A 19,322-nucleotide genomic window follows, 5' to 3' on the forward strand; every position below is an offset into this window, starting at 1 on the left:
CTACCCGATGATATAGGGGATATTGCTGAACAGCGTACGCACGTAGTCGAGCAGCAGGTTAAGCATCCACGGGCCAGCAACAATGATGGCAATAAACACCGCGACAATTTTGGGGATGAAAGACAGCGTCATTTCGTTAATCTGGGTCGCCGCCTGCAGAATACTGATGATAAGACCTGTGACCAGAGCGACCAACAGCAAAGGTGCAGCAAGGGCCAGGGCGACTTTCATCGCCTCTGTGCCCATCATCATGACCGATTCAGGAGTCATTTCGCGCCTCTAACTGTAAAAGCTTTGTGCCAGCGAGCCGACAAGCAGCTGCCAACCGTCTACCAACACAAACAGCATCAGCTTGAACGGCAACGCGATTGTGGCGGGCGGTACCATCATCATCCCGAGCGCCATCAGCACGCTGGCAATCACCAGGTCGATAATCAGAAACGGGATAAAAATGGTAAAGCCTATCTGGAATGCTGTTTTCAACTCACTGGTGACATAAGCAGGCAGCAAAATTCGCATCGGCACGGCTTCTGGTCCCTGTAACGGACCGCTGTTTGCTAAGCGCGCGAAGAGTGCCAGATCGGCTTCACGGGTCTGGCGCAACATAAACTCACGCAGCGGCTGGGCGCCTTTCTCCATTGCTTCCTGCATGGAGATCTTCTCTTCGCTGAACGGTTGGTATGCGTCAACGTAGATTTTATCGATCACCGGCGACATGATGAAAAAGGTCAAAAAGAGCGCCAGGCCCAGGAGCACCTGGTTAGGCGGTGCAGAGGGGGTACCCAGCGCATTTCGCAGTAGACCGAAAACGATGATGATGCGGGTGAAGCTGGTCATCATCAGTAAAATTGCAGGCAGGAACGTCAGCGAGGTGATGAACACCAGCGTCTGCACGGGCAACGTCCAGTTTTGTCCGCCGCCCGGCAATGGCTGACTAACCAGACCCGGGAGTTGGGCGAGGGCAACGGGGCTGAAAAGCCACAAGCCTGCCAGCGTGAGGGATAACAAACGGCGCATCAGGATCTCCCAGGACGCTTAAGCAAACTCTTCATCATGGCCTGGAAATCCGCAGGGGAGGCCGTTTTTTCTTCTGCATCGGCAGGTGCCGGGGGCAGGGTGTGCAGGACGTTAATCTGTGAGGCTGTGACACCCAGTACCAGGCGGGCATCTTCGACCTCGACAATCACCACTCGCTCACGTGGGCCCAATGAGGTGCTGGCCGTGACTTTCAGCCCGCGCGTACCGGCACTTTTGGGGGCAAACCCCAGACGTTTAATGACCCAGGCCGCCGCCAGGATCAAGACGATGATCCCGAGCAGCGCGCCGCTTACCTGCACCAGCGGTGAGCCGGGAACGGCGGCGGGTTGAGAAACGGTAGCCTGGGTATTCATGATTAACGGCTCAGACGGCGCATACGTTCAGACGGGGTGATAATGTCAGTGATACGCACACCGTATTTATCCGCTACCACGACGACTTCGCCCTGGGCAATCAGATAACCGTTGATCAGGATATCCAGCGGTTCGCCTGCCAGACCATCCAGTGCGACAACCGACCCTTGCGTCAAACGCAGCAGTTCTTTGATGGTCATGCGGGTACGGCCCAGTTCGACGGTCAGTTTGACCGGAATGTCCATGATCAGGTCGATGTCCTGCAAAGCACCGCTGACGTCGCCGCCACCTAACTGCTGGAATACCGCATCGGCCGCACTTTTGGTGGGCGTGGTTTTTTGCTCGTTTAACGCGTCAGCCCACAGATCGTCCAATGCGCCAGTGTTCTCATCGGACGGATTATTCATATCACTCATTTGGGCTGTTCCTCATTCAGCGAATTCAAAATCGGGTTTATCAGATGTTCTACGCGTAACGCATACTGACCGTTTACGGTGCCATACTGGCTGGTCAGCACAGGCACGCCGTCCACATGAGCAATAATGCGGTCGGGTTTTTCAATCGGCAGTACATCGCTGGGTTTCAGTTTTAAAATCTGGGATAGCCGCAGCGGAATGTCGGCAAAGTTTGCCACCAGCTCCAGCTCAGAATGCTGAACCTGACGCACCAGATTATTGCGCCAGTTCTGATCTTCATTACGTGAGTTTTCCAGCGGCGGATTCACCAGCAGCTCACGCAGTGGTTCAATCATGCTGAATGGCAGACAGATGTTAAATTCACCGGTCAGGTTGCCAATTTCAACGTGGAACGGGGTATTCACCACGATGTCGTTCGGAGAGGTGGTGATATTGGTAAATTTCACCTGCATCTCGGAACGAACGTATTCCACTTCCAGCGGGTTGATGGCCTTCCACGCGTCGCTATAGCTTTCCAGCGCCAGCTTCAGCATGCGGTTGATAACGCGCTGTTCCGTGTGTGTAAATTCGCGACCTTCGACTTTCGTCGGAAAACGACCGTCACCGCCAAACAGGTTGTCTACGGCGATAAATACCAGACTCGGTGAGAACACAACCAGACCCGTACCGCGCAGCGGCTTCAGGTGGATTAAGTTCAGGTTGGTCGGAACCGGTAAGTTGCGCGCAAATTCATGGTATGGCTGGATACGGATCGCACCCACGGTAATATCTGGGCTACGGCGCAACAGGTTAAATAACCCCATACGGAACTGGCGCGCAAAGCGTTCGTTAATGATCTCCAACGCCTGTAAACGCTCACGTACCACGCGACGCTGAGTGTTGGGATCATAAGGACGAATATCGCTTTCTTTTGCGATACCTGAAATGGGTTCGTCTTTGGTTTCGCTATCGCCGTTGAGCAATGCGTCGATTTCAGCCTGAGAAAGAATACTGTCGCCCATGTCTTTACCGCAGAATAAAAGCTGTATAAAGAACGTCGGTGACAACCTGTTTCGGCTGTCCAACAACGAGCGGAGTCGCCAGCGTCTCTTTGATGGCGGTAATCAGCTGTTGCTTACCTTCCTCGGTGGCGAGTGTGGCTGCATTCTGACGAGAGAACAGCAGCAGCAAGCGGCTGCGCACTTCCGGCAGATATTCATTAAGACGTGAACGTGTCGCCTCATCTTTCATGCGCAACGTGATACCGATATACAGCACACGGTCTGCATCACCCAGATTGACGGTAAAGGTATCCAGCGCAAAGAACACCGGGGCTGGCGGTGGAGGCGGTTCCGCTTTGACGCTGGCGGACGGCTGCTGCTGCATGCGCCAGTAGCTATAACCCGCAGTTGCGCAGGCGGCGAGGGTAATTAATACCAGCAGAGGGATCCAAATAGCGCGTTTACTTTTTTTGTTAATCGCGGAGTCAGTCATCAGATACGGGCTTCCTGTTTCGGTACAGCTTATGGGCTGATTATCCCGTGTCCTGTCCACGACAAAGCGTGGAAAAGACGCGGATAATCATGCTACCTCTGGCGTTAGGCGAAGATGTCTACTGCGCCATCGCCGCGGGCAGCGGCTTGCAGTGAGGCTGGGGTTGCCAGTATTGCGTCATCTTCAGCAGCAAAAATGTCTTGTCCCTGAGCGCGACCCGCCTGCTGTTGCTGCCCGGAAGACTGCTGTTGTCCGGCGAAGCTTTCACTGCTGATGTTGCTTTGCCCCAGTTGGATCCCGCTTTCAGCCAACTGCGTACGCAGCATCGGTAATGCGGCTTCCAGTGCGGCGCGCACGTGACTGTGCGGTGAAACCATTTGCAACTGTGCGAGGTTGTCGTCCATCTTGAGGGAAATATGTACCTGACCCAGGTCCTGCGGATGCAGACGCAGCTCTGCGCTTTGCTGGCCCTGGCGCGTGAACAATGTGACGTGCTGGCTCAGCGATTGCTGCCATTCATGGCTACCTAACGGAGCGCTTAACACCGGCGCGGCCGTCGGTAACGGTTGTGCGTGTGTTTGCGGACCACTTAGCGGGGCCGCAGTCATGCCAATGCTGGTTGGTGATGGGGTGCTGTCGATTTCAGCTCTGGCGTTCGCCGCCGCCGTCAGCGGGGTTAATGTTGGATTGTTTGCCTGATTTGCACCACCGCCAGCAATCGTGACATCCGCTTTGCCTTTTTTGGCATCACCCGCCAGCAATTCGCCAGCGTTATCGGCGATAGCACCGTGTGCAGCGCCACGTGACAACGCCGAAAGCGTGGCATCAACTGGGGCTGGTGCGCTGTCGACGGCAGGCGTAGCCAGCGGTTGTCCTGGTAGCATGGCGAACAACGCACTCAGGTTGGCGAGATCGTCATCACTCAGCGTGGTGTTTTTTTCGTCCTGCTGAGCAACTTTACCCAGTGTCGTCAGGGCATTAGCTTTTAGTGAAGGTGTGAGAGCAGACAACAGTTGCTGAGCGTCCGTCATGTCGGCAAGAGAAGCCTCGGTTTGTAGCTCCTGTTGCGCCAACAGATCGGTTAATTTGACCGACTGCGCGGCATCGCCATTTTTTTGCAGTAACCCTTTTTGCAGCTTACTGCTGGCCGCCTGTAAGTCGGCAAGCGACAGAGGTGCGTCTTTACCTTGCGCGTCGCCCGCGCCTAATGCGCCAGCCAGCAGCGCTAAAAAATCCTCGGGTGAATCTACCGCTTTGCCTGACTGAAGACCTGCGGCTACGTCGGTGTCGGTGGTAATCAGTTGGGGTAAAGTAATCATTCGGGTTTCCTCATAGCTGCGCGCTGAGCAAATTCATCCATTTTTTTCTGATCCAGACGGTTTTCGGCCAGTAACGCCGCCGAGGTTTGTCTGTCCTGCAACGTCTGCCACGCCTGTAATCGTTGTTTTTTGTCGCGCCAACTGTTCAAAGCCATGTCCACTTTTTGCGTCCACTGATTGAGCTGTTGGCGGTGTTGCTCAATCGCTTTTTCCAGCGTCTGTATAAATTGCTGGTAGTTAATCCAGCGATTGCTGGTAATACCCTGGCCCATATCGGTATTCAGATTGTTGCGATACTCATGCTGATAATCGATCAGCATTTTTAACTGTTCTTCCGCCTGCTGACAGCCACGACGCATCTCTCCTAATAAGACAGCGGCGTCATCTACCTCTTTTTCAGCCAGGTCTTTCAGTGTTGCTAACGCACCATGTTGTGCCATGACCTATGCTCTCCTGCTTAATCACACACCAGGGAAAATCAGTTCCAAAGCTTGTAGAGAATCTTCCCAGTCAGCCCGTTCAAAGATGCCTTGCTGTAAGAACGCTTCCAGCTGTGGCCATAAGGCGATGGCTTTATCCAGCATCGGATCGCTGCCTTTGGCATACGCCCCCACGCTGACCAGATCGCGGTTACGCTGGAAGCTGGACAGCAGCTGTTTAAAGTTACGTACCCGTGCATAGTGTTTTTCACTAATGAGCGCGGTCATGGCGCGGCTGATCGAGGCTTCAATATCGATGGCCGGATAGTGACCCGCTTCGGCTAAATGACGAGACAGCACGATGTGCCCGTCCAGTATCGCGCGCGCGGAATCGGCAATCGGGTCCTGCTGGTCGTCACCCTCGGTCAGTACTGTATAAAACGCGGTAACTGAACCGCCGCCGTGGATACCGTTCCCGGCCCGTTCAACCAGCGCCGGTAATTTGGCGAATACTGACGGCGGATAACCTTTGGTTGCCGGCGGCTCGCCGATTGCCAGGGCTATCTCACGTTGCGCCATCGCATAGCGGGTGAGGGAATCCATAATCAGCAATACGTGCTGTCCACGATCGCGGAAATCTTCGGCGATGCGCGTGGCGTAGGCCGCGCCTTGCATACGTAACAGCGGCGAGACATCCGCCGGAGCGGCAATCACTACCGAGCGTGCGCGACCGTCAGCGCCGAGAATATTTTCAATAAAATCTTTAACTTCGCGGCCACGCTCGCCAATCAGGCCCACGACGATGACGTCGGCCTGGGTATAGCGCGCCATCATGCCGAGCAGGACGCTTTTACCGACGCCGGAGCCTGCGAAAAGTCCCATACGCTGGCCGCGACCTACGGTTAACAACGCGTTGATGGGGCGTACGCCGGTATCCAGGACGTGTTCTATTGCGGTACGTTGCAGCGGGTTAAACGGCGGTGTAATCAGCGCGCCGGTTTCGGTGGTGTCCGGGGCGGGCAGTCCGTCGAGCGGTTTGCCGCTGCCGTCCAGCACACGCCCCAGCAGAGCAGGGCCAAGCGGTAATTGCTTCCCGCTTTGCAGACCTTCTCCGGCAATGTTCTTCGCGTAGACGCGCGCGCCGGGCAGAACGCCTTCGACCTCTTCGAGCGGCATCAGAAACAGACGTTGACCGTTAAAGCCTACGACTTCGCTTTCAACTTCCTGGGTTTCGTTGCCATCCTGGCGTTCAATGACGCAGGTGGCACCCAACGGCAGCTGTAACCCCGTGGCTTCCAGCACCAGCCCGGTTGCGCGGGTCAGGCGACCGTAACGACGCACTGCAGGCAGCAGCGACATTTTCTCTTCAAAGTTGTCCAGCGTATTGAGCCAGCGAGTCAGTCGAGTGGTCATTACACGACTCCCGGCGCTGCCAGACGGCAGAGTTCTTGCCAGCGAGTGGCGACGCTGGCATCCAGATCGCCTTCGTCTGCTGAGACTTTACAACCGCCGTGATGCAGCGTGGGATCGCCGCGCAGCCGCCAGCCGTGCAGGCTGAGAGTGGCACCGAGCATCTCCTCAACACGCTGGAGATCGTCCGGATGGACGCGCAGCTGCGGTTTACCGCTAAACAGCGGTTCCTGTTGCAATAACTGTTGAATCTGCTTAATCAGCGCAGCGTTATCCACGATAGGCGTCTGACCAATCACCTGACGCGCAGCTTCCAGCGCCATTTGCATCAGGCGCGAGGCAATGACGCTGTCCAGTGCGTCCAGCGTATTCTGAAACTCGCTCACCAACTGCTGCATGCGGGCATGGATCGGCGCATGCTGCGCGCGCGCCTGGTTCTGGCCTTGCTCCAGCCCCTGACTCAGACCTTCCTGATAACCTTGCTCGTGACCTTTTTGTCGACCTTCTGCCAGCCCCGCGTTATACCCTTGCTCATGGGCCTGCATTTGCAGCTGTGCGAGCTGTTGTTCAAGCTGTTGCTCTGCTGAAAGCTCGGGTTCTTCCGTCTCTTCGGACAGCGGCGTTTCGCTGTGGTCAGCCAGCACGAACTCTGCCATTGGTGGGGCGAGATCGTCCGGAGTCCAGACTTTCCACGGCAGTTCGTTAGACATAGGTATCCTCGCCGCTGCCGATCACCATCTCGCCGGTTTCCGCCAGACGGCGCACAATAAGCAGAATCGCTTTCTGTTCGTTTTCCACCTGCGACAAGCGCACCGGACCGCGGTTGGCAAGGTCGTCGCGCAGAATATCGGCAGCACGTTGCGACATGTTGCGCAGGAACTTCTCGCGTAGTGGCTGTTCGGCACCTTTCAGCGCAATCAGCAGCGATTCGGAATCCACTTCCTGCAGCAGACGCTGGATACTGCGATCGTCGACTTCCACCAGGTTTTCGAACAGGAACATCTCGTCGATAATTTTCTGCGCCAGTTCGCCGTCAAATTCGCGTACGGCGGTAATAACCGCTTCTTCCTGCTGGGTTTTCATCAGGTTGATAATTTCTGCCGCCGTTCTCACGCCGCCCATTTTGCTGCGCTTGAGGTTCTGGCCATCGAGCAGACCGTTCAGTACCTCGGTCAGTTCTGCCAGCGCGGCAGGCTGCACGCCGCCGAAGGTGGCGATACGCAGCATCACGTCGTGACGTAAACGCTCGTCGAACAGCGCCAGAATATCGGCGGCCTGGCCCCGTTTGAGGTGTACCAGAATGGTGGCGATAATCTGCGGATGCTCGTCGCGGATAAGGTCGGCGGCGCTTTGCGGTTCCATAAAGTTGAGCGTTTCAATGCCGCTGGTGGTATCGCGGGTTTCCAGAATATCTTCCAGCAGGCTGGAGGCGCGTTCCTCGCCCAGCGCTTTCACCAGCACGGAGCGCAGATATTCGTTGGCGTTGATATTCAGCGCGGCAAACTGTTCTGCTTCTTGCTCAAACTCGGCCAGCACTTCCGTCAACTGTTTGTTGGAGATCTGGCGTACGTTCGCCATCGCTGTACTCAGCGCCTGAACCTCGCGCGTGGAAAGGTGTTTAAACACCTCTGCCGCGCGATCTTCGCCAATGGTCATCAGCAGGATGACGCTTTTATCGGTACCGGTAAGGGCATTACTCATGGTCGTTACTCATCCACTGGCGAATGACCAGCGCCACGACGCGCGGATCGTTATCTGACATTTCACGAATACGCTGGCTCATCACTTCTGCACCCAGACGCTGATTCGTACGACGCTGCTGGGTCTGTTCGTCTTTGCTGAGGCGAACTTCTACCGCTTCTTCGGTTTCCTGACGGATCCGCGTTTGTTCTTGTACCGCTTTTGCTTCTTCGCTGCGGCGAACCAACTGCGGGCGAACAGCTTTGCGCCACAGGATCCAGGCAACTAGCAGAACCAGTAACCAACGGCCTGCGGTCATCAACTGATCAATAAAGAACGGCTGTTTCCAGAACGGCAGCTCGCCAATGGAATCGTCGGTCGCCGTGAACGGAGAGTTCACCACGTTCAGGGTATCGCCACGTTTGTCGGAGAAGCCCATCGCTTCGCGGGTCAGGTCCTCAATCTGTTTCATCTGATCGGCGGTTAACGGCAGCGGTTTGCCGTCCGGCAACGTTTTATAGTTGACCACCACAGCCACCGAGAGACGCTGCACATCGCCGACGTTCATTTTGGTGTGGCGAATGGTACGGTCGACTTCATAGTTGCTGGTTTCATTGCGCTGCGTACTGCGTGGACCGGCATTATTGCTGTTATTTGCCGTCTGCGTGGTTTGCGCATTTTGCTGATTAGCCGGAGGGTTGGCGATTGGCGCGGTATTCGCCGGTGCTGGCTGATTAGACAATGCGCCCGGTACGCCGCCTGGCGCTCCGCTCCCGATCTGCTCGCTGACGTTTAACTGGCGTGAACGCAGCACGGCCTGGGAATCATCACCGTTTGGGCGGTACTGTTCTTCGGTTTGCTCTTTATTAGCAAAATCCAGCTGCGCGGTGACCTGCGCATGTACGTTACCGTTGCCGACAATCGGCGACAGGATCGATTCGATACGACGTTGAACGCGGCCTTCGACATCGCTGGCGTATTTCAACTGCGCATCGTTAAGATCGCGGCTGCTGGTGTTCGACTGAGTTAACAGATGACCAGCCTGGTCGACCAGCGTAACGTTGCCCGGTGGCAAGCCTGCAACAGCGCTGGAAACCAGATGCGTGACCGCGCTGATTTGACCTTCATCCAGTGCGCGGCCCGGCTCAAGGTTAACGGTCACGGAGGCTGAAGGCGCTTTTTGCTCACGCACAAACAGCGACGGTTTCGGCATTGCCAGATGCACGCGGGCGCGTTTTACCGGTCCCAGCGTTTCAATGGTACGGGCTAATTCACCTTCCAGCGCACGCTGGTAGTTGACCTGCTCGCTAAACTGGCTGATACCAAACTTTTCCTGATCCAGCAGTTCAAAACCAACGGCGCCGCCTTTCGGCAGACCTTGCTGCGCCAGACGTAAACGCAGTTCGTGGACTTTATCGGCAGGAACTTCTATAGCACCGCTTCCCTCAGTAAAACGATAGGGAACGTTCATCTGCGTCAGTTGGGTGACAATCGCGCCACCATCCTGATCGGAAAGATTGCTGAACAGCGTGCGATAGTCAGGCGCTTTGGCCCACAGGACCATCGCCACGATGATAGCGACGGCAGCGGCTCCCGCCACAATCAAAGGAATTCTGGGATTCGCGCGCAGGCGGTTTAACCACTCGAGAGGTTTAAGCTGGGTTGCAGTCGATGCTGTCGCACTCATCTCGCACCTCGTGGCTTATCGTGGACGGCGTTTTTTGCAAAGTGGAACAAGACTCACTCCCGGGTCAGCAAACTCGAAAAATTGACGGTCTCATTATTTGCGGTTTCGAATTTTTCTATGCGTTAAAAACCGTGGTTTTTTATCGTTATTTAACGCCTTTATCTTATTGACTAACTGGTAATCTCAGCTACGTAAAAAATCATCCAGGGGATCAGAATGTCGGCAATACAGGGGATTGAAGGGGTCATCAGCCAGTTACAGGCCACGGCGATGTCAGCAAAAATGCAGGATATGCAGCCACAACCGACCGTGAGTTTTGCCGGACAACTGCATGCTGCGTTAGACAGGATCAGCGATGTGCAAACCGCGTCCCGTACGCAGGCTGAGAAATTTACCCTGGGTGAGCCGGGTATTGCGTTAAATGATGTGATGACCGATATGCAAAAAGCGTCGGTATCGATGCAGATGGGTATTCAGGTGCGTAATAAACTGGTGTCGGCCTATCAGGAAGTAATGTCGATGCAGGTGTAGGGACAACGTGCAGAAAATGTTTGCCGGATAAGCGCAGTGCCATCCGGCAACCAGTTACTTCTGAATCAAATAGCGGATCGTTGGGCCATCCTGCTGAATATCCAGCACCGTATAGCCGTGATTACGCGCATCCAGTGGAATATTGTTGATTGACTGCGGGCAATCGCTCACCACTTCCAGAATTTCACCTTTCTTCAATTGCGGCATCGCTTCCAGCGTGGCTACAGCCGGATATGGACACGGTTCGCCGACCATATCGAGGCGATAATCAGGCACGATATTTTTCATACAGACTCCTTGGCAGGCGTCAGCCCTGCGCGACGGAAGAAACGTTTTTCCCAGCCAATAATGAGCATCAGCGCGGCAAACAACAGCAGATAGGTCACCAGCAGACCGCCGAGAGGACCGAAGGTGTTGAGCAGATTCACTTTGTCCCAGTTGGTGGCAAGCGCGGGAGCAAAATCATCCCAGTAGTAGGCCAGAATGGTCGAGCCAATAACGTTGCCCAGACCAACCCACCAGTAATGCACCTGGCCTTCAACGGCGCGGTACATCCAGCCGGTTTCACATCCGCCCGCTAAAACGATGCCAAAGCCGAACAGCAAACCGCCGATCACCGCATTTGGACCCGCCCACATGATTTTAGGCTCGACGCCCAGTTGCACGTAGCTAAAGATACCGATGGCGCTGACCGCCATCCCGAAGATGATCGCTTTTGCCATATGGGTGCGACCGGAAATCCACAGGTCGCGGAAGGCGGAGGTGAAGCATATTTGCGCCCGTTCAATCAGCAGACCAAACCCGACGCCGAACAGCATCGCCAGACCGAGCTTGGGTTTATCCATCGCGGTGAGTAGCGCCCAGCCGATCATGCCGATAAACACCAGCATGCCCAGGCGGAAACGGCGACGGGCCTGATCCGGCTTTTGCGTTAACGGCGAAGCGGCGGAGACTTTCTGCATTTTGACCGGAATACGAAATATTGGCAGCAGGGTAAAGCGTGCACCAAACCAGGAGCCAATGGCCGTGGCCAGCGCAAAAAACCAGGCGTGTAGTGAGAACTGCGGAATGCCGGTGAAGAATGCGGCCAGGTTACAGCCCATTGCCAGCCGTGCGCCGAATCCGGCGATTGCCCCGCCGACTATCGCCTGCATAATGCGCACCCGACTGCGCGGCATGCGTAACTTGACGTTGTTGGCCCACAGTGCGGCAGCAAAACAGCCGCCGAACATACCGAGGATCATCATGCCGTCGATGCGGGTCAGGGGCGAGCCTTCGAGATGGATCAGCTTGTAGTATCCCCACTCTTCGGCGTGCACACCAAACAGTTGCAGGATTTGACCACCCCAGCGGGTGAATTCACCGGTAACGGCCCAGAAGGTTCCCGTAATGCCGAAATAGTAAGTGGAGAGAATACCCGCTGCGATGACCGCAGGGGCGGGGGCCCAAAATTTAATTAACCAGGCCTGTTTGAAGTGTTGCCATGACATGCGTTGTGCCTCTGAACTCAGAAGGTATGTAACAAGAAGTGTGGATACTACACCGTTCAGAATTTTTGACTATGAGTAATAAGAGGTAACACCGTCTGGATCAATCTTTCTCAACGCTGCCGAAAGGCTGGCGACATCAGGCCTTTAATGCCACAATCCCATTTTCTTCGCATGCAGGATGAATGATGAAAAAATTAGCAATCGTTGGTGTATTTCTGGCGCTTACCGGATGCGCCGAAGTAGAAAATTATAACGACGTGGTGAAAACGCCAGCGCCAGCCGGTCTGGAAGGATACTGGCAGTCAAAAGGTCCACAACGCAGTCTGGTCAGCCCGGAAGCCATTGCCAGCCTGGTGATAACGAAAGAGGGCGATACGCTGGATTGTCGCCAGTGGCAGCGGGTGATCGCGCTGCCGGGGAAACTGACGATGCTCTCTGGCGATCTCACCAACGTGACGGTGAAACGCGAGCTGTACGAGATCGAGCGTGAAGGCAATACGCTGGAATATGACGGTATGACGCTGCAGCGGGTGGATCGCCCGACGCAGGAATGTGCTGACGCGTTAAAGAAAACGCCGCTGGCCACGCCACTGCCATAAGCCGTACGCCCCGGTAACCATCGGTCACCGGGGTTGAGCTTTACAACACGTCTTCAATCACCCATACGCTGACGCTCCCGCCGTTACAGAAAAACGTCGCTTCACCGTTTTCATCGGTGACCACGCTTTCTTCACGATTCCCCAGATAGTCCCGCCAGGTTTTATTACCATAATTGGCGCCGAGATTGATGGTCTTTTCTCCGTCATCGCCGTTAGACAGTACCACCACACAGCCGGGATCCTCATCCGTACCGCTGCGGCTAAAAGCGATACAGTTAGGATGATCGAAAAAGAGCGTTTGTACCCCATGCGCGAAGCGCTGGCGTGCGAGGATCAGTTCATCAAGTTGTTCAATGATCGGCATGTCAATAGGATAGGTTTCGCCATCGCCACCGGTGTCTTCGTAATGCGCTCCGTAGAGGTCAGGGTAAAACACCGACGGTACGCCGTTTTCGCGTAACAGGATCAGCGCATAGGCCAGCGGCTTAAACCATGCCTCGACCGGGGCTTCCAGCGCCTGTAACGGCTGGGTGTCATGGTTCGCAACCAGCGTCACCGCATGAAAGGGATCGGCCTCCACCAGCGTATCGGTGAAAATCTGGCTCATGTCATAATCGCGCCCCTGGCGGGACGCTTCGTGAAACTTCATTTGCAAAGGGGCATCAAACAGCATGGTTTTCCCCTCGACCTGGTTAATATAGGTTTGCAGTTTATCGACCTCATGGGACCAGTATTCCGCCACGATAAACAGCGGCTTCGGGGCGACTTCCTGGACGTGCTCGATCCACTCTTTATAGAACCATGCCGGGATATGTTTGACGGCATCCAGGCGAAAACCATCGCAATGGGTTTGATCCATCACCCAACGCGCCCAGTATTTGAGCTCCTCAGTCACCGCGTGATTGCGAAAATCAATGTTTTCGCCCATCAGATAATCAAAATTACCCAACTCATCATCAACCTGATCGTTCCAGCCTTCGCCAGTGTAGTCGTTAACGATTTTAAAAATCCCGTCTTCGGTTGGATTCTCGATATGGTCAATGCCGCTGAAGCATTTAAAATCCCAAATGAATTGCGAGTACTGGCCAGCGCGGGCAGGGAAGGTATAGCGCGTCCAGCCCTCACATTCGATAATCTCATCATCTATTTGCGTGCGATCTTCGGCGTTAACGCGCTGGACGCGGATCTTTTCTTTCTCATCAGCGCCCATTTTGTGGTTAACCACCACGTCCAGCAGTACGGCAATATCATTGTGTTTTAGCGCGTCTATCGCCGCCAGCAGCTGGTTTTTATCGCCGTATTTGGTGGCGACGGTTCCCTTTTGGTCGAATTCGCCCAAGTCAAACAGATCGTAGGAATCATAGCCAACGGAATAGCCGCCAGACGCGCCTTTATAGGTGGGGGGCAGCCATACCATATTGATGCCGATATCATTGAGTCCGCCTGCGCGTTCGGCAAGTTCGGGCCAGAGTTGACCGCCATCAGGGTAATACCAGTGGAAGTACTGCAATAACGTGGGATTTTTCATCTTCCGTGCTCCAGAAGTCGTTTGGCCGACCTCTGGAGTATGGAAGATAATTCAGACGAGACGGGAAATTATTGTGGCGAGGTGGGGGCGTCGGGTACCAGCAGCATACCGGAAAGACGACCATAGGCGTTATTCAGCGTCTTTTGGCGTGTCGACTGGCCGATGAGGTTGCTGAGCTCATCCAGGCGCTGCTGCAACAACGTTTTAAGTAATTGTTCGTTATCCAGCGTCTGTTTAATATACCCGGCAACCAAGTCCTGAATACTTCGCGTAATGCCCGGTGGAGTTTGCTCTTCCATGACCACTTCAATACTTTGCAGATAAGTAACTTCCTGTTCCAGTAAAAGGTCCCATTCACCGCGCTGCGCCAGTTCCAGCAGCGAGTGACTGAGTAGCGCAATGCGCTGCCAACGGTTGATAAACTCCACGGCTGAGGTCATTAACGAGACTCCTGGGACGACGCTTTCGGTGAGATCTGTTTCCAGGCATCTGCAATGTTGCCGAGTAACTCTTCGACTTCTTCAATGGCCTGACAATCATTACGCAAGTTAGCTTGCAGTAAACGGCGGATCATATAGTCATACAGCGAAGACAGGTTGGTGGCGATTTCACCGCCAGTTTCCTGATCCAGGCCTGCTTTCAGACCATTGTCGATAATGTTAATGGCTTTGCTTATAGCCTCGCCTTTGGCGACGATATCACCCTGCTGCATAAACAGGCGAGCGCGCACCAGGGCGCTGTTCGCGCCATCAAACAACATTTCAATCAGCTGATGCGGATTGGCGCTCATTACGCCACTCTCTATGCTGACCTGTGCATAGGCTTTGGTACCGCTCGCGGTATACATACTTACCTCGTGTTATCAGGATTTATTCATCGCTGTAAATTGTTGGCCCAGATAAGTACTGGTGTTATTCAGTTTGCTCATCATGCTATCCAGCTGGGTAAACTGCGCCGTATAGCGCGCAACCATGTCATCAATGCTGGCGCTCACAGACAGGTACTGTTTGGTCAGCTTTTTCAGCGTGGCATTAATGCTGTCCTGTGCGCTGTCGATAATGCCGTCATCAGCCAGGTAGCTTTTAACTTCAGCTGCAATCTTGGTAGTAATACCGGTTTCTTTACCATCGCCGGCCAGCAGTTCGCGAACAGAGGCGGTGTTTTCGTCCAGCGCTTTTTTCAGTTTGGTATCATCAATGGACATCTTGCCGGTTTTGCCATCTTGTTTGATGCCAATTTCATTCAGCGTTTTAAAGGTACCTTCAGTACCAGCGTTGGCAAATTGTGCGCGAATACCGGTCTGGATCATACGCACTACGCTATCACCCACCAGCGCGCCGTTGTCTTTGTCTTGTCCTTCAGCACCTTGATCAACGGCTTTATACTTGGTTAGCGTATTAAAAGTATCGATCAGCGAGTTATAGGCATCCACCCAACCTTTAATGGCTTCCGTGGCTTTGTCATTGCTTTTGGTCACTGTCACACGGGCGTCGGTGACTTTTTTGGTCAGCTCCAGCGTAACACCTTGCGGGGCATCGGTGACTTTGTTGCTTTGACGTTCAATATCGATACCGTTCATCGTGAGCTTAGAGTTTTGGGCTTTAACCAGCTCGGTCATTTTTCCAGTACCGGTATTACTGTCGTAGGCCAGTATATCGTTCAGCTTGCTGTCGCCGTCTACGGAGATGGTCATTTTACTGTCCAGACCTTCTGCTGCGGTAAGTACCAGTTTGAACTCGCCGTCTTTCACCTTCACGATACTGGCGGAGATACCGCTGTCGGTATCGTTAATTGCCTTGCTGATATCATCCAGCGTGGTCTTATCTTGCGACAGTTTAATCTCCAGCGGCTCTTTCCGACCCGTCTGTTCAATTTTAATAGTACGAGTACCAGAACCATCACCCAGAGCCTCTTTGCTGGAAGCAACCGATGAGGTGCTCAGAGACTGTGCCTGGGCCAGCTGCGTGACGCTGATGGTATAAATACCCGGTGCCGCGCCGGCTTCGGTGGTAACTTTCAGGTCTTCGCTACTGCTGGTCACATTACTGCTTCTGAACAGTTCTGGTTTATTTAACGCAGTATTGGCCGTCTGGAATTTTTCCAGCGCACTCTTCAGCGTACCGTAGGCCGTCAGGCGGGCGGTATTGTCGGTTTGTTGCTGAGTGATTGGGTTTAAACGTTTTTTTTCCGCGATAGTCAGGTTGTTTAGCAACGTGTCCAGTGGTAAGCCTGAGCCTACGCCCAATGATGTAAATGAAGCCATGCCCGATTCCTTGTGATTGCAAACAATTGTTAAATGGGGTATCGGCAATTTGCGCACAAAGTTTAATGATAGTTTGGTGAAAATAATGCGCGGAATAGTGGGGCATATAGCGGGTATTTCGCGGGCTAAGAAAAAAACGGGCGGAAAGTAAAAATTTTCTAAAGTTCGAATTTAAGGTGCCGATACATGGGTTACGGTGAGAAACCGTGGGCAACAGCCCAATAACATCAAGTTGTAATTGATAAGGAAAAGATCATGGCACAAGTCATCAATACAAACAGCCTGTCGCTGTTGACCCAGAACAACCTGAACAAATCTCAGTCTTCCCTGAGCTCCGCTATCGAGCGTCTGTCTTCCGGTCTGCGTATCAACAGCGCGAAAGATGATGCGGCTGGTCAGGCGATCGCTAACCGCTTCACTTCTAACATCAAAGGCCTGACTCAGGCTTCCCGTAACGCCAACGATGGTATCTCCATCGCGCAGACCACTGAAGGTGCGCTGAACGAAATCAACAATAATCTGCAGCGTGTACGTGAACTGGCTGTTCAATCTCAGAATGGGACAAACTCTGATTCAGATGTTCAATCCATTCAAGAGGAAATTCAACAACGTTTAGCTGAAATTGACCGGGTTTCTGGTCAAACTCAATTTAACGGCGTTAAGGTATTAACAACAGACTCAAAACTTAGCATCCAAGTTGGCGCTAACGATGGAGAGAAGATTGATATCGATTTGAAGAAAATTGACACAGGTACTCTCGGCTTAGCAAACTTCTCAGTTGATTCAAAATTTGATTCAACAAGCACTAAAACTGTTGCTAATGGCGGTGATATCGTTCTGTCCTCTAAAACTATTAAAGCAGAAATCCAGATTGATAGTCATAGCGCAGATCCAAAAGCGGCAAACGGTTTGTATGCATTGAAGGATGGTAGCGGATATGCAGTAAAAGATGAAGATGGTGTATATCACGCTGCTACTAAAAATGCTGATGGTAAGGTCACTTGGGATTCAAATAGTGCTGCTGTGACAGCAGGTGATGTTGACGAAACCACAAAGGTTACAGAATTCAAGGAAGTAGATAAAAAGGTTACTGCAAATACATCTGGACTTGCTGCTAACCAAACATTTAAATCTTACAAAAAAGATAATGGCGAACTTGGATATGTAGTTGAAAACGCTGATGGCACTTTTAACCGTGCTAACGTCGATTCAAAAACGGGTGTTGTTTCTGTAGGAACTAAAATTTCCACAAGTCCTGATGTGTTAGCAACTATCGATAATGCTTTGAAGATTGTTGACTCTCAACGTAGCTCTTTAGGTGCCATCCAGAACCGTTTCGATTCAGCTATTACCAACCTGGGCAATACCGTTAACAACCTGTCCTCTGCCCGTAGCCGTATCGAAGACTCCGACTACGCAACCGAAGTGTCTAACATGTCTCGTGCTCAGATCCTGCAACAGGCGGGTACTTCTGTTCTGGCACAGGCTAACCAGACCACGCAGAACGTTCTGTCTCTGCTGCGTTAATTAACGCTTATCGCGCAAACCCCGCTCCGGCGGGGTTTTTTACATTTAGCTTTACCCGTAACCCCCAAATAACCCCCCATTTCACCCACTATTCACCCGATTAAAACCCCTGCAGAAACGGATAATCATGCCGATAACTCATTTAACGCAGGGCTGTTTATCGTGAATTCACTGTATACCGCTGAAGGTGTAATGGATAAACACTCGCTGTGGCAGCGTTATGTACCGTTGGTGCGTCACGAAGCATTGCGCCTTCAGGTGCGTTTGCCGGCGAGCGTAGAACTGGATGACCTGCTACAAGCGGGCGGCATCGGGTTATTGAATGCCGTTGACCGATATGACGCTTTGCAAGGAACGGCATTTACCACTTACGCAGTGCAGCGTATTCGTGGAGCAATGCTGGACGAACTACGTAGCCGGGATTGGGTGCCGCGTAGCGTTCGGCGCAATGCTCGCGAAGTGGCACAGGCGATGGGACAACTGGAGCAGGAATTAGGGCGCAACGCGACGGAAACCGAAGTGGCGGAGCGTCTGGCTATTCCTGTGCAAGAGTATCGTCAGATGTTGCTCGATACCAATAACAGCCAACTCTTCTCTTATGACGAGTGGCGGGAAGAGCATGGCGATAGTATCGAGCTGGTGACGGAAGAACATCAGCAGGAAAACCCGTTACAACAGCTTCTTGAGGGTAACCTCCGTCAGCGCGTGATGGACGCGATTGAGGCGTTGCCGGAGCGCGAAAAGCTAGTGTTAACGCTGTACTACCAGGAAGAGCTGAATCTGAAAGAGATTGGCGCGGTACTGGAAGTCGGGGAATCACGGGTCAGCCAGTTGCACAGTCAGGCCATCAAACGTCTACGCACCAAGCTGGGTAAGCTATAGGGGTACATTATTACCCCTGAACAATGCCGCATTACGAATTGACTACCAGGAGTTCTCATGACGGTGCAGCAATCAAAAAGACGGCCTCTAAGCCGCTACCTCAAAGATTTCAAACACAGCCAGACGCATTGCGCCCATTGCTTTAAGTTGCTCGACCGGATCACGCTGGTTCGTCACGGGCAAATTGTGAATAAAATCGCCATCGCTCGACTGGACACTTTGTTGGATGAAGCCGAGTGGGAGCAGGAGAAAAAAGAGTGGGTGGCACTGTGTCGTTTTTGCGGTGATTTGCATTGCAAAGAGCAGAGCGACTTTTTCGACATTATCGGTTTTAAACAGTTTTTATTTGAGCAGACCGAAATGAGTCACGGCACGGTACGTGAATACGTTGTCCGCCTGCGTCGCCTCGGGAATCACCTGACCGAACAAAATATCTCTCATGACCTGCTGCAGGATGGGTTCCTCGACGAAAACCTTGCCCCGTGGCTGCCGGAAACCAGCACCAACAATTACCGCATCGCCTTGCGTAAGTATGAGCAGTTCAAAGCCCATACCCATATGGGACATATGCAGAAATCCTCCTGGACAGCCAGTTCTGATATATATTAAAAACGAATAAGGTGTAACAGAGTCGTGTTTGTGGAACACAGCAAACGCTTTACACTATGCTCATAAATAGCAGTCACTAATGACAATATTCGGGGTAA

Annotated in this window: 23 protein-coding genes; 5 read left to right on the top strand and 18 right to left on the bottom strand. The window is 53.2% G+C overall.

Features of this window, described 5'->3' with window-relative positions; translation table 11 throughout:
- The 12 genes from fliQ to fliF all read right to left on the bottom strand — a co-directional run bounded on the left by fliQ (position 1) and on the right by fliF (position 9,795).
- Positions 1-270 (bottom strand): flagellar biosynthesis protein FliQ, encoded by a 270-nt coding sequence (fliQ, locus tag IB222_RS08980; RefSeq protein WP_003030425.1) that lies wholly within the window; start codon positions 268-270, stop codon positions 1-3.
- A 9-nt stretch (positions 271-279) separates the two neighbouring features.
- Positions 280-1,017 (bottom strand): flagellar type III secretion system pore protein FliP, encoded by a 738-nt coding sequence (fliP, locus tag IB222_RS08985; RefSeq protein ID WP_003834056.1) that lies wholly within the window; start codon positions 1,015-1,017, stop codon positions 280-282.
- On the bottom strand, positions 1,017-1,394 hold the full coding sequence (fliO, locus tag IB222_RS08990) for a flagellar biosynthetic protein FliO (protein ID WP_103014243.1): 378 nt from the start codon (positions 1,392-1,394) through the stop codon (positions 1,017-1,019). The genes fliP and fliO overlap by 1 nt, the downstream gene beginning before the upstream one ends.
- Positions 1,394-1,807 carry a flagellar motor switch protein FliN gene (gene fliN / locus IB222_RS08995; protein WP_003030433.1) on the bottom strand — a complete coding sequence of 138 codons (414 nt, stop codon included), beginning with the start codon at positions 1,805-1,807 and terminating at the stop codon, positions 1,394-1,396. The genes fliO and fliN overlap by 1 nt, the downstream gene beginning before the upstream one ends.
- Positions 1,804-2,808 carry a flagellar motor switch protein FliM gene (fliM, locus tag IB222_RS09000; protein WP_149384306.1) on the bottom strand — a complete coding sequence of 335 codons (1,005 nt, stop codon included), beginning with the start codon at positions 2,806-2,808 and terminating at the stop codon, positions 1,804-1,806. The genes fliN and fliM overlap by 4 nt, the downstream gene beginning before the upstream one ends.
- Before the next feature lie 4 nt (positions 2,809-2,812).
- Positions 2,813-3,280: a flagellar basal body-associated protein FliL gene (fliL, locus tag IB222_RS09005; RefSeq protein ID WP_003834054.1), complete on the bottom strand. Its 468-nt coding sequence runs from the start codon at positions 3,278-3,280 to the stop codon at positions 2,813-2,815.
- Positions 3,281-3,384: 104 nt separating this feature from the next.
- Complete coding sequence (gene fliK / locus IB222_RS09010; RefSeq protein WP_149384305.1) at positions 3,385-4,599, bottom strand: flagellar hook length control protein FliK; 1,215 nt, start codon at positions 4,597-4,599, stop codon at positions 3,385-3,387.
- Complete coding sequence (fliJ, locus tag IB222_RS09015; protein WP_003834052.1) at positions 4,596-5,039, bottom strand: flagellar export protein FliJ; 444 nt, start codon at positions 5,037-5,039, stop codon at positions 4,596-4,598. Before fliJ ends, fliK begins: the two co-directional genes overlap by 4 nt.
- Before the next feature lie 21 nt (positions 5,040-5,060).
- Positions 5,061-6,431 carry a flagellar protein export ATPase FliI gene (gene fliI / locus IB222_RS09020; RefSeq protein ID WP_003030440.1) on the bottom strand — a complete coding sequence of 457 codons (1,371 nt, stop codon included), beginning with the start codon at positions 6,429-6,431 and terminating at the stop codon, positions 5,061-5,063.
- Positions 6,431-7,138, bottom strand: coding sequence for a flagellar assembly protein FliH (gene fliH, locus IB222_RS09025; protein ID WP_003834049.1), 708 nt, complete (start codon positions 7,136-7,138; stop codon positions 6,431-6,433). Before fliH ends, fliI begins: the two co-directional genes overlap by 1 nt.
- Complete coding sequence (gene fliG / locus IB222_RS09030) at positions 7,131-8,129, bottom strand: flagellar motor switch protein FliG (RefSeq protein ID WP_003834047.1); 999 nt, start codon at positions 8,127-8,129, stop codon at positions 7,131-7,133. Before fliG ends, fliH begins: the two co-directional genes overlap by 8 nt.
- Positions 8,122-9,795, bottom strand: coding sequence for a flagellar basal-body MS-ring/collar protein FliF (gene fliF, locus IB222_RS09035; RefSeq protein ID WP_071445475.1), 1,674 nt, complete (start codon positions 9,793-9,795; stop codon positions 8,122-8,124). The genes fliG and fliF overlap by 8 nt, the downstream gene beginning before the upstream one ends.
- Positions 9,796-10,011: 216 nt before the next feature.
- On the opposite strand from fliF, the gene fliE reads away from it, so the two are divergent.
- Positions 10,012-10,326 carry a flagellar hook-basal body complex protein FliE gene (gene fliE / locus IB222_RS09040; RefSeq protein ID WP_003030448.1) on the top strand — a complete coding sequence of 105 codons (315 nt, stop codon included), beginning with the start codon at positions 10,012-10,014 and terminating at the stop codon, positions 10,324-10,326.
- 54 nt (positions 10,327-10,380) lie between these two features.
- On the opposite strand, the gene yedF is transcribed toward fliE, so the two are convergent.
- Positions 10,381-10,614 carry a sulfurtransferase-like selenium metabolism protein YedF gene (yedF, locus tag IB222_RS09045; RefSeq protein WP_000790504.1) on the bottom strand — a complete coding sequence of 78 codons (234 nt, stop codon included), beginning with the start codon at positions 10,612-10,614 and terminating at the stop codon, positions 10,381-10,383.
- Entirely contained in the window at positions 10,611-11,816 is a 1,206-nt protein-coding gene (yedE, locus tag IB222_RS09050) for a selenium metabolism membrane protein YedE/FdhT (protein WP_063940428.1), read from the bottom strand. Before yedE ends, yedF begins: the two co-directional genes overlap by 4 nt.
- 185 nt (positions 11,817-12,001) lie before the next feature.
- Between yedE and yedD the strand changes: the two genes are divergently transcribed.
- Positions 12,002-12,415, top strand: coding sequence for a lipoprotein YedD (yedD, locus tag IB222_RS09055; protein ID WP_003030454.1), 414 nt, complete (start codon positions 12,002-12,004; stop codon positions 12,413-12,415).
- A 40-nt stretch (positions 12,416-12,455) separates the two neighbouring features.
- Here yedD and amyA read toward each other — a convergent pair whose 3' ends face one another.
- The 4 genes from amyA to fliD all read right to left on the bottom strand — a co-directional run bounded on the left by amyA (position 12,456) and on the right by fliD (position 16,206).
- Positions 12,456-13,943 (bottom strand): alpha-amylase, encoded by a 1,488-nt coding sequence (amyA, locus tag IB222_RS09060; RefSeq protein ID WP_148361825.1) that lies wholly within the window; start codon positions 13,941-13,943, stop codon positions 12,456-12,458.
- Between the two features lie 68 nt (positions 13,944-14,011).
- Positions 14,012-14,383 carry a flagella biosynthesis regulatory protein FliT gene (gene fliT / locus IB222_RS09065; protein ID WP_008785101.1) on the bottom strand — a complete coding sequence of 124 codons (372 nt, stop codon included), beginning with the start codon at positions 14,381-14,383 and terminating at the stop codon, positions 14,012-14,014.
- Positions 14,383-14,790, bottom strand: coding sequence for a flagellar export chaperone FliS (gene fliS / locus IB222_RS09070; RefSeq protein WP_148361826.1), 408 nt, complete (start codon positions 14,788-14,790; stop codon positions 14,383-14,385). Before fliS ends, fliT begins: the two co-directional genes overlap by 1 nt.
- A gap of 15 nt (positions 14,791-14,805) precedes the next feature.
- Complete coding sequence (gene fliD / locus IB222_RS09075) at positions 14,806-16,206, bottom strand: flagellar filament capping protein FliD (RefSeq protein WP_148361827.1); 1,401 nt, start codon at positions 16,204-16,206, stop codon at positions 14,806-14,808.
- A gap of 255 nt (positions 16,207-16,461) precedes the next feature.
- On the opposite strand from fliD, the gene IB222_RS09080 reads away from it, so the two are divergent.
- From IB222_RS09080 to fliZ, 3 genes are all read left to right on the top strand, one after another.
- Positions 16,462-17,733 carry a FliC/FljB family flagellin gene (locus tag IB222_RS09080; RefSeq protein ID WP_148361828.1) on the top strand — a complete coding sequence of 424 codons (1,272 nt, stop codon included), beginning with the start codon at positions 16,462-16,464 and terminating at the stop codon, positions 17,731-17,733.
- A gap of 162 nt (positions 17,734-17,895) precedes the next feature.
- Complete coding sequence (gene fliA / locus IB222_RS09085; protein WP_016153479.1) at positions 17,896-18,615, top strand: RNA polymerase sigma factor FliA; 720 nt, start codon at positions 17,896-17,898, stop codon at positions 18,613-18,615.
- Positions 18,616-18,672: 57 nt separating this feature from the next.
- Positions 18,673-19,224 carry a flagella biosynthesis regulatory protein FliZ gene (fliZ, locus tag IB222_RS09090; RefSeq protein WP_148361829.1) on the top strand — a complete coding sequence of 184 codons (552 nt, stop codon included), beginning with the start codon at positions 18,673-18,675 and terminating at the stop codon, positions 19,222-19,224.
- Positions 19,225-19,322 lie beyond the last annotated feature (98 nt).

It is taken from the genome of Citrobacter sp. C13 (genome assembly GCF_014596815.2).
GTDB lineage: Bacteria > Pseudomonadota > Gammaproteobacteria > Enterobacterales > Enterobacteriaceae > Citrobacter > Citrobacter portucalensis.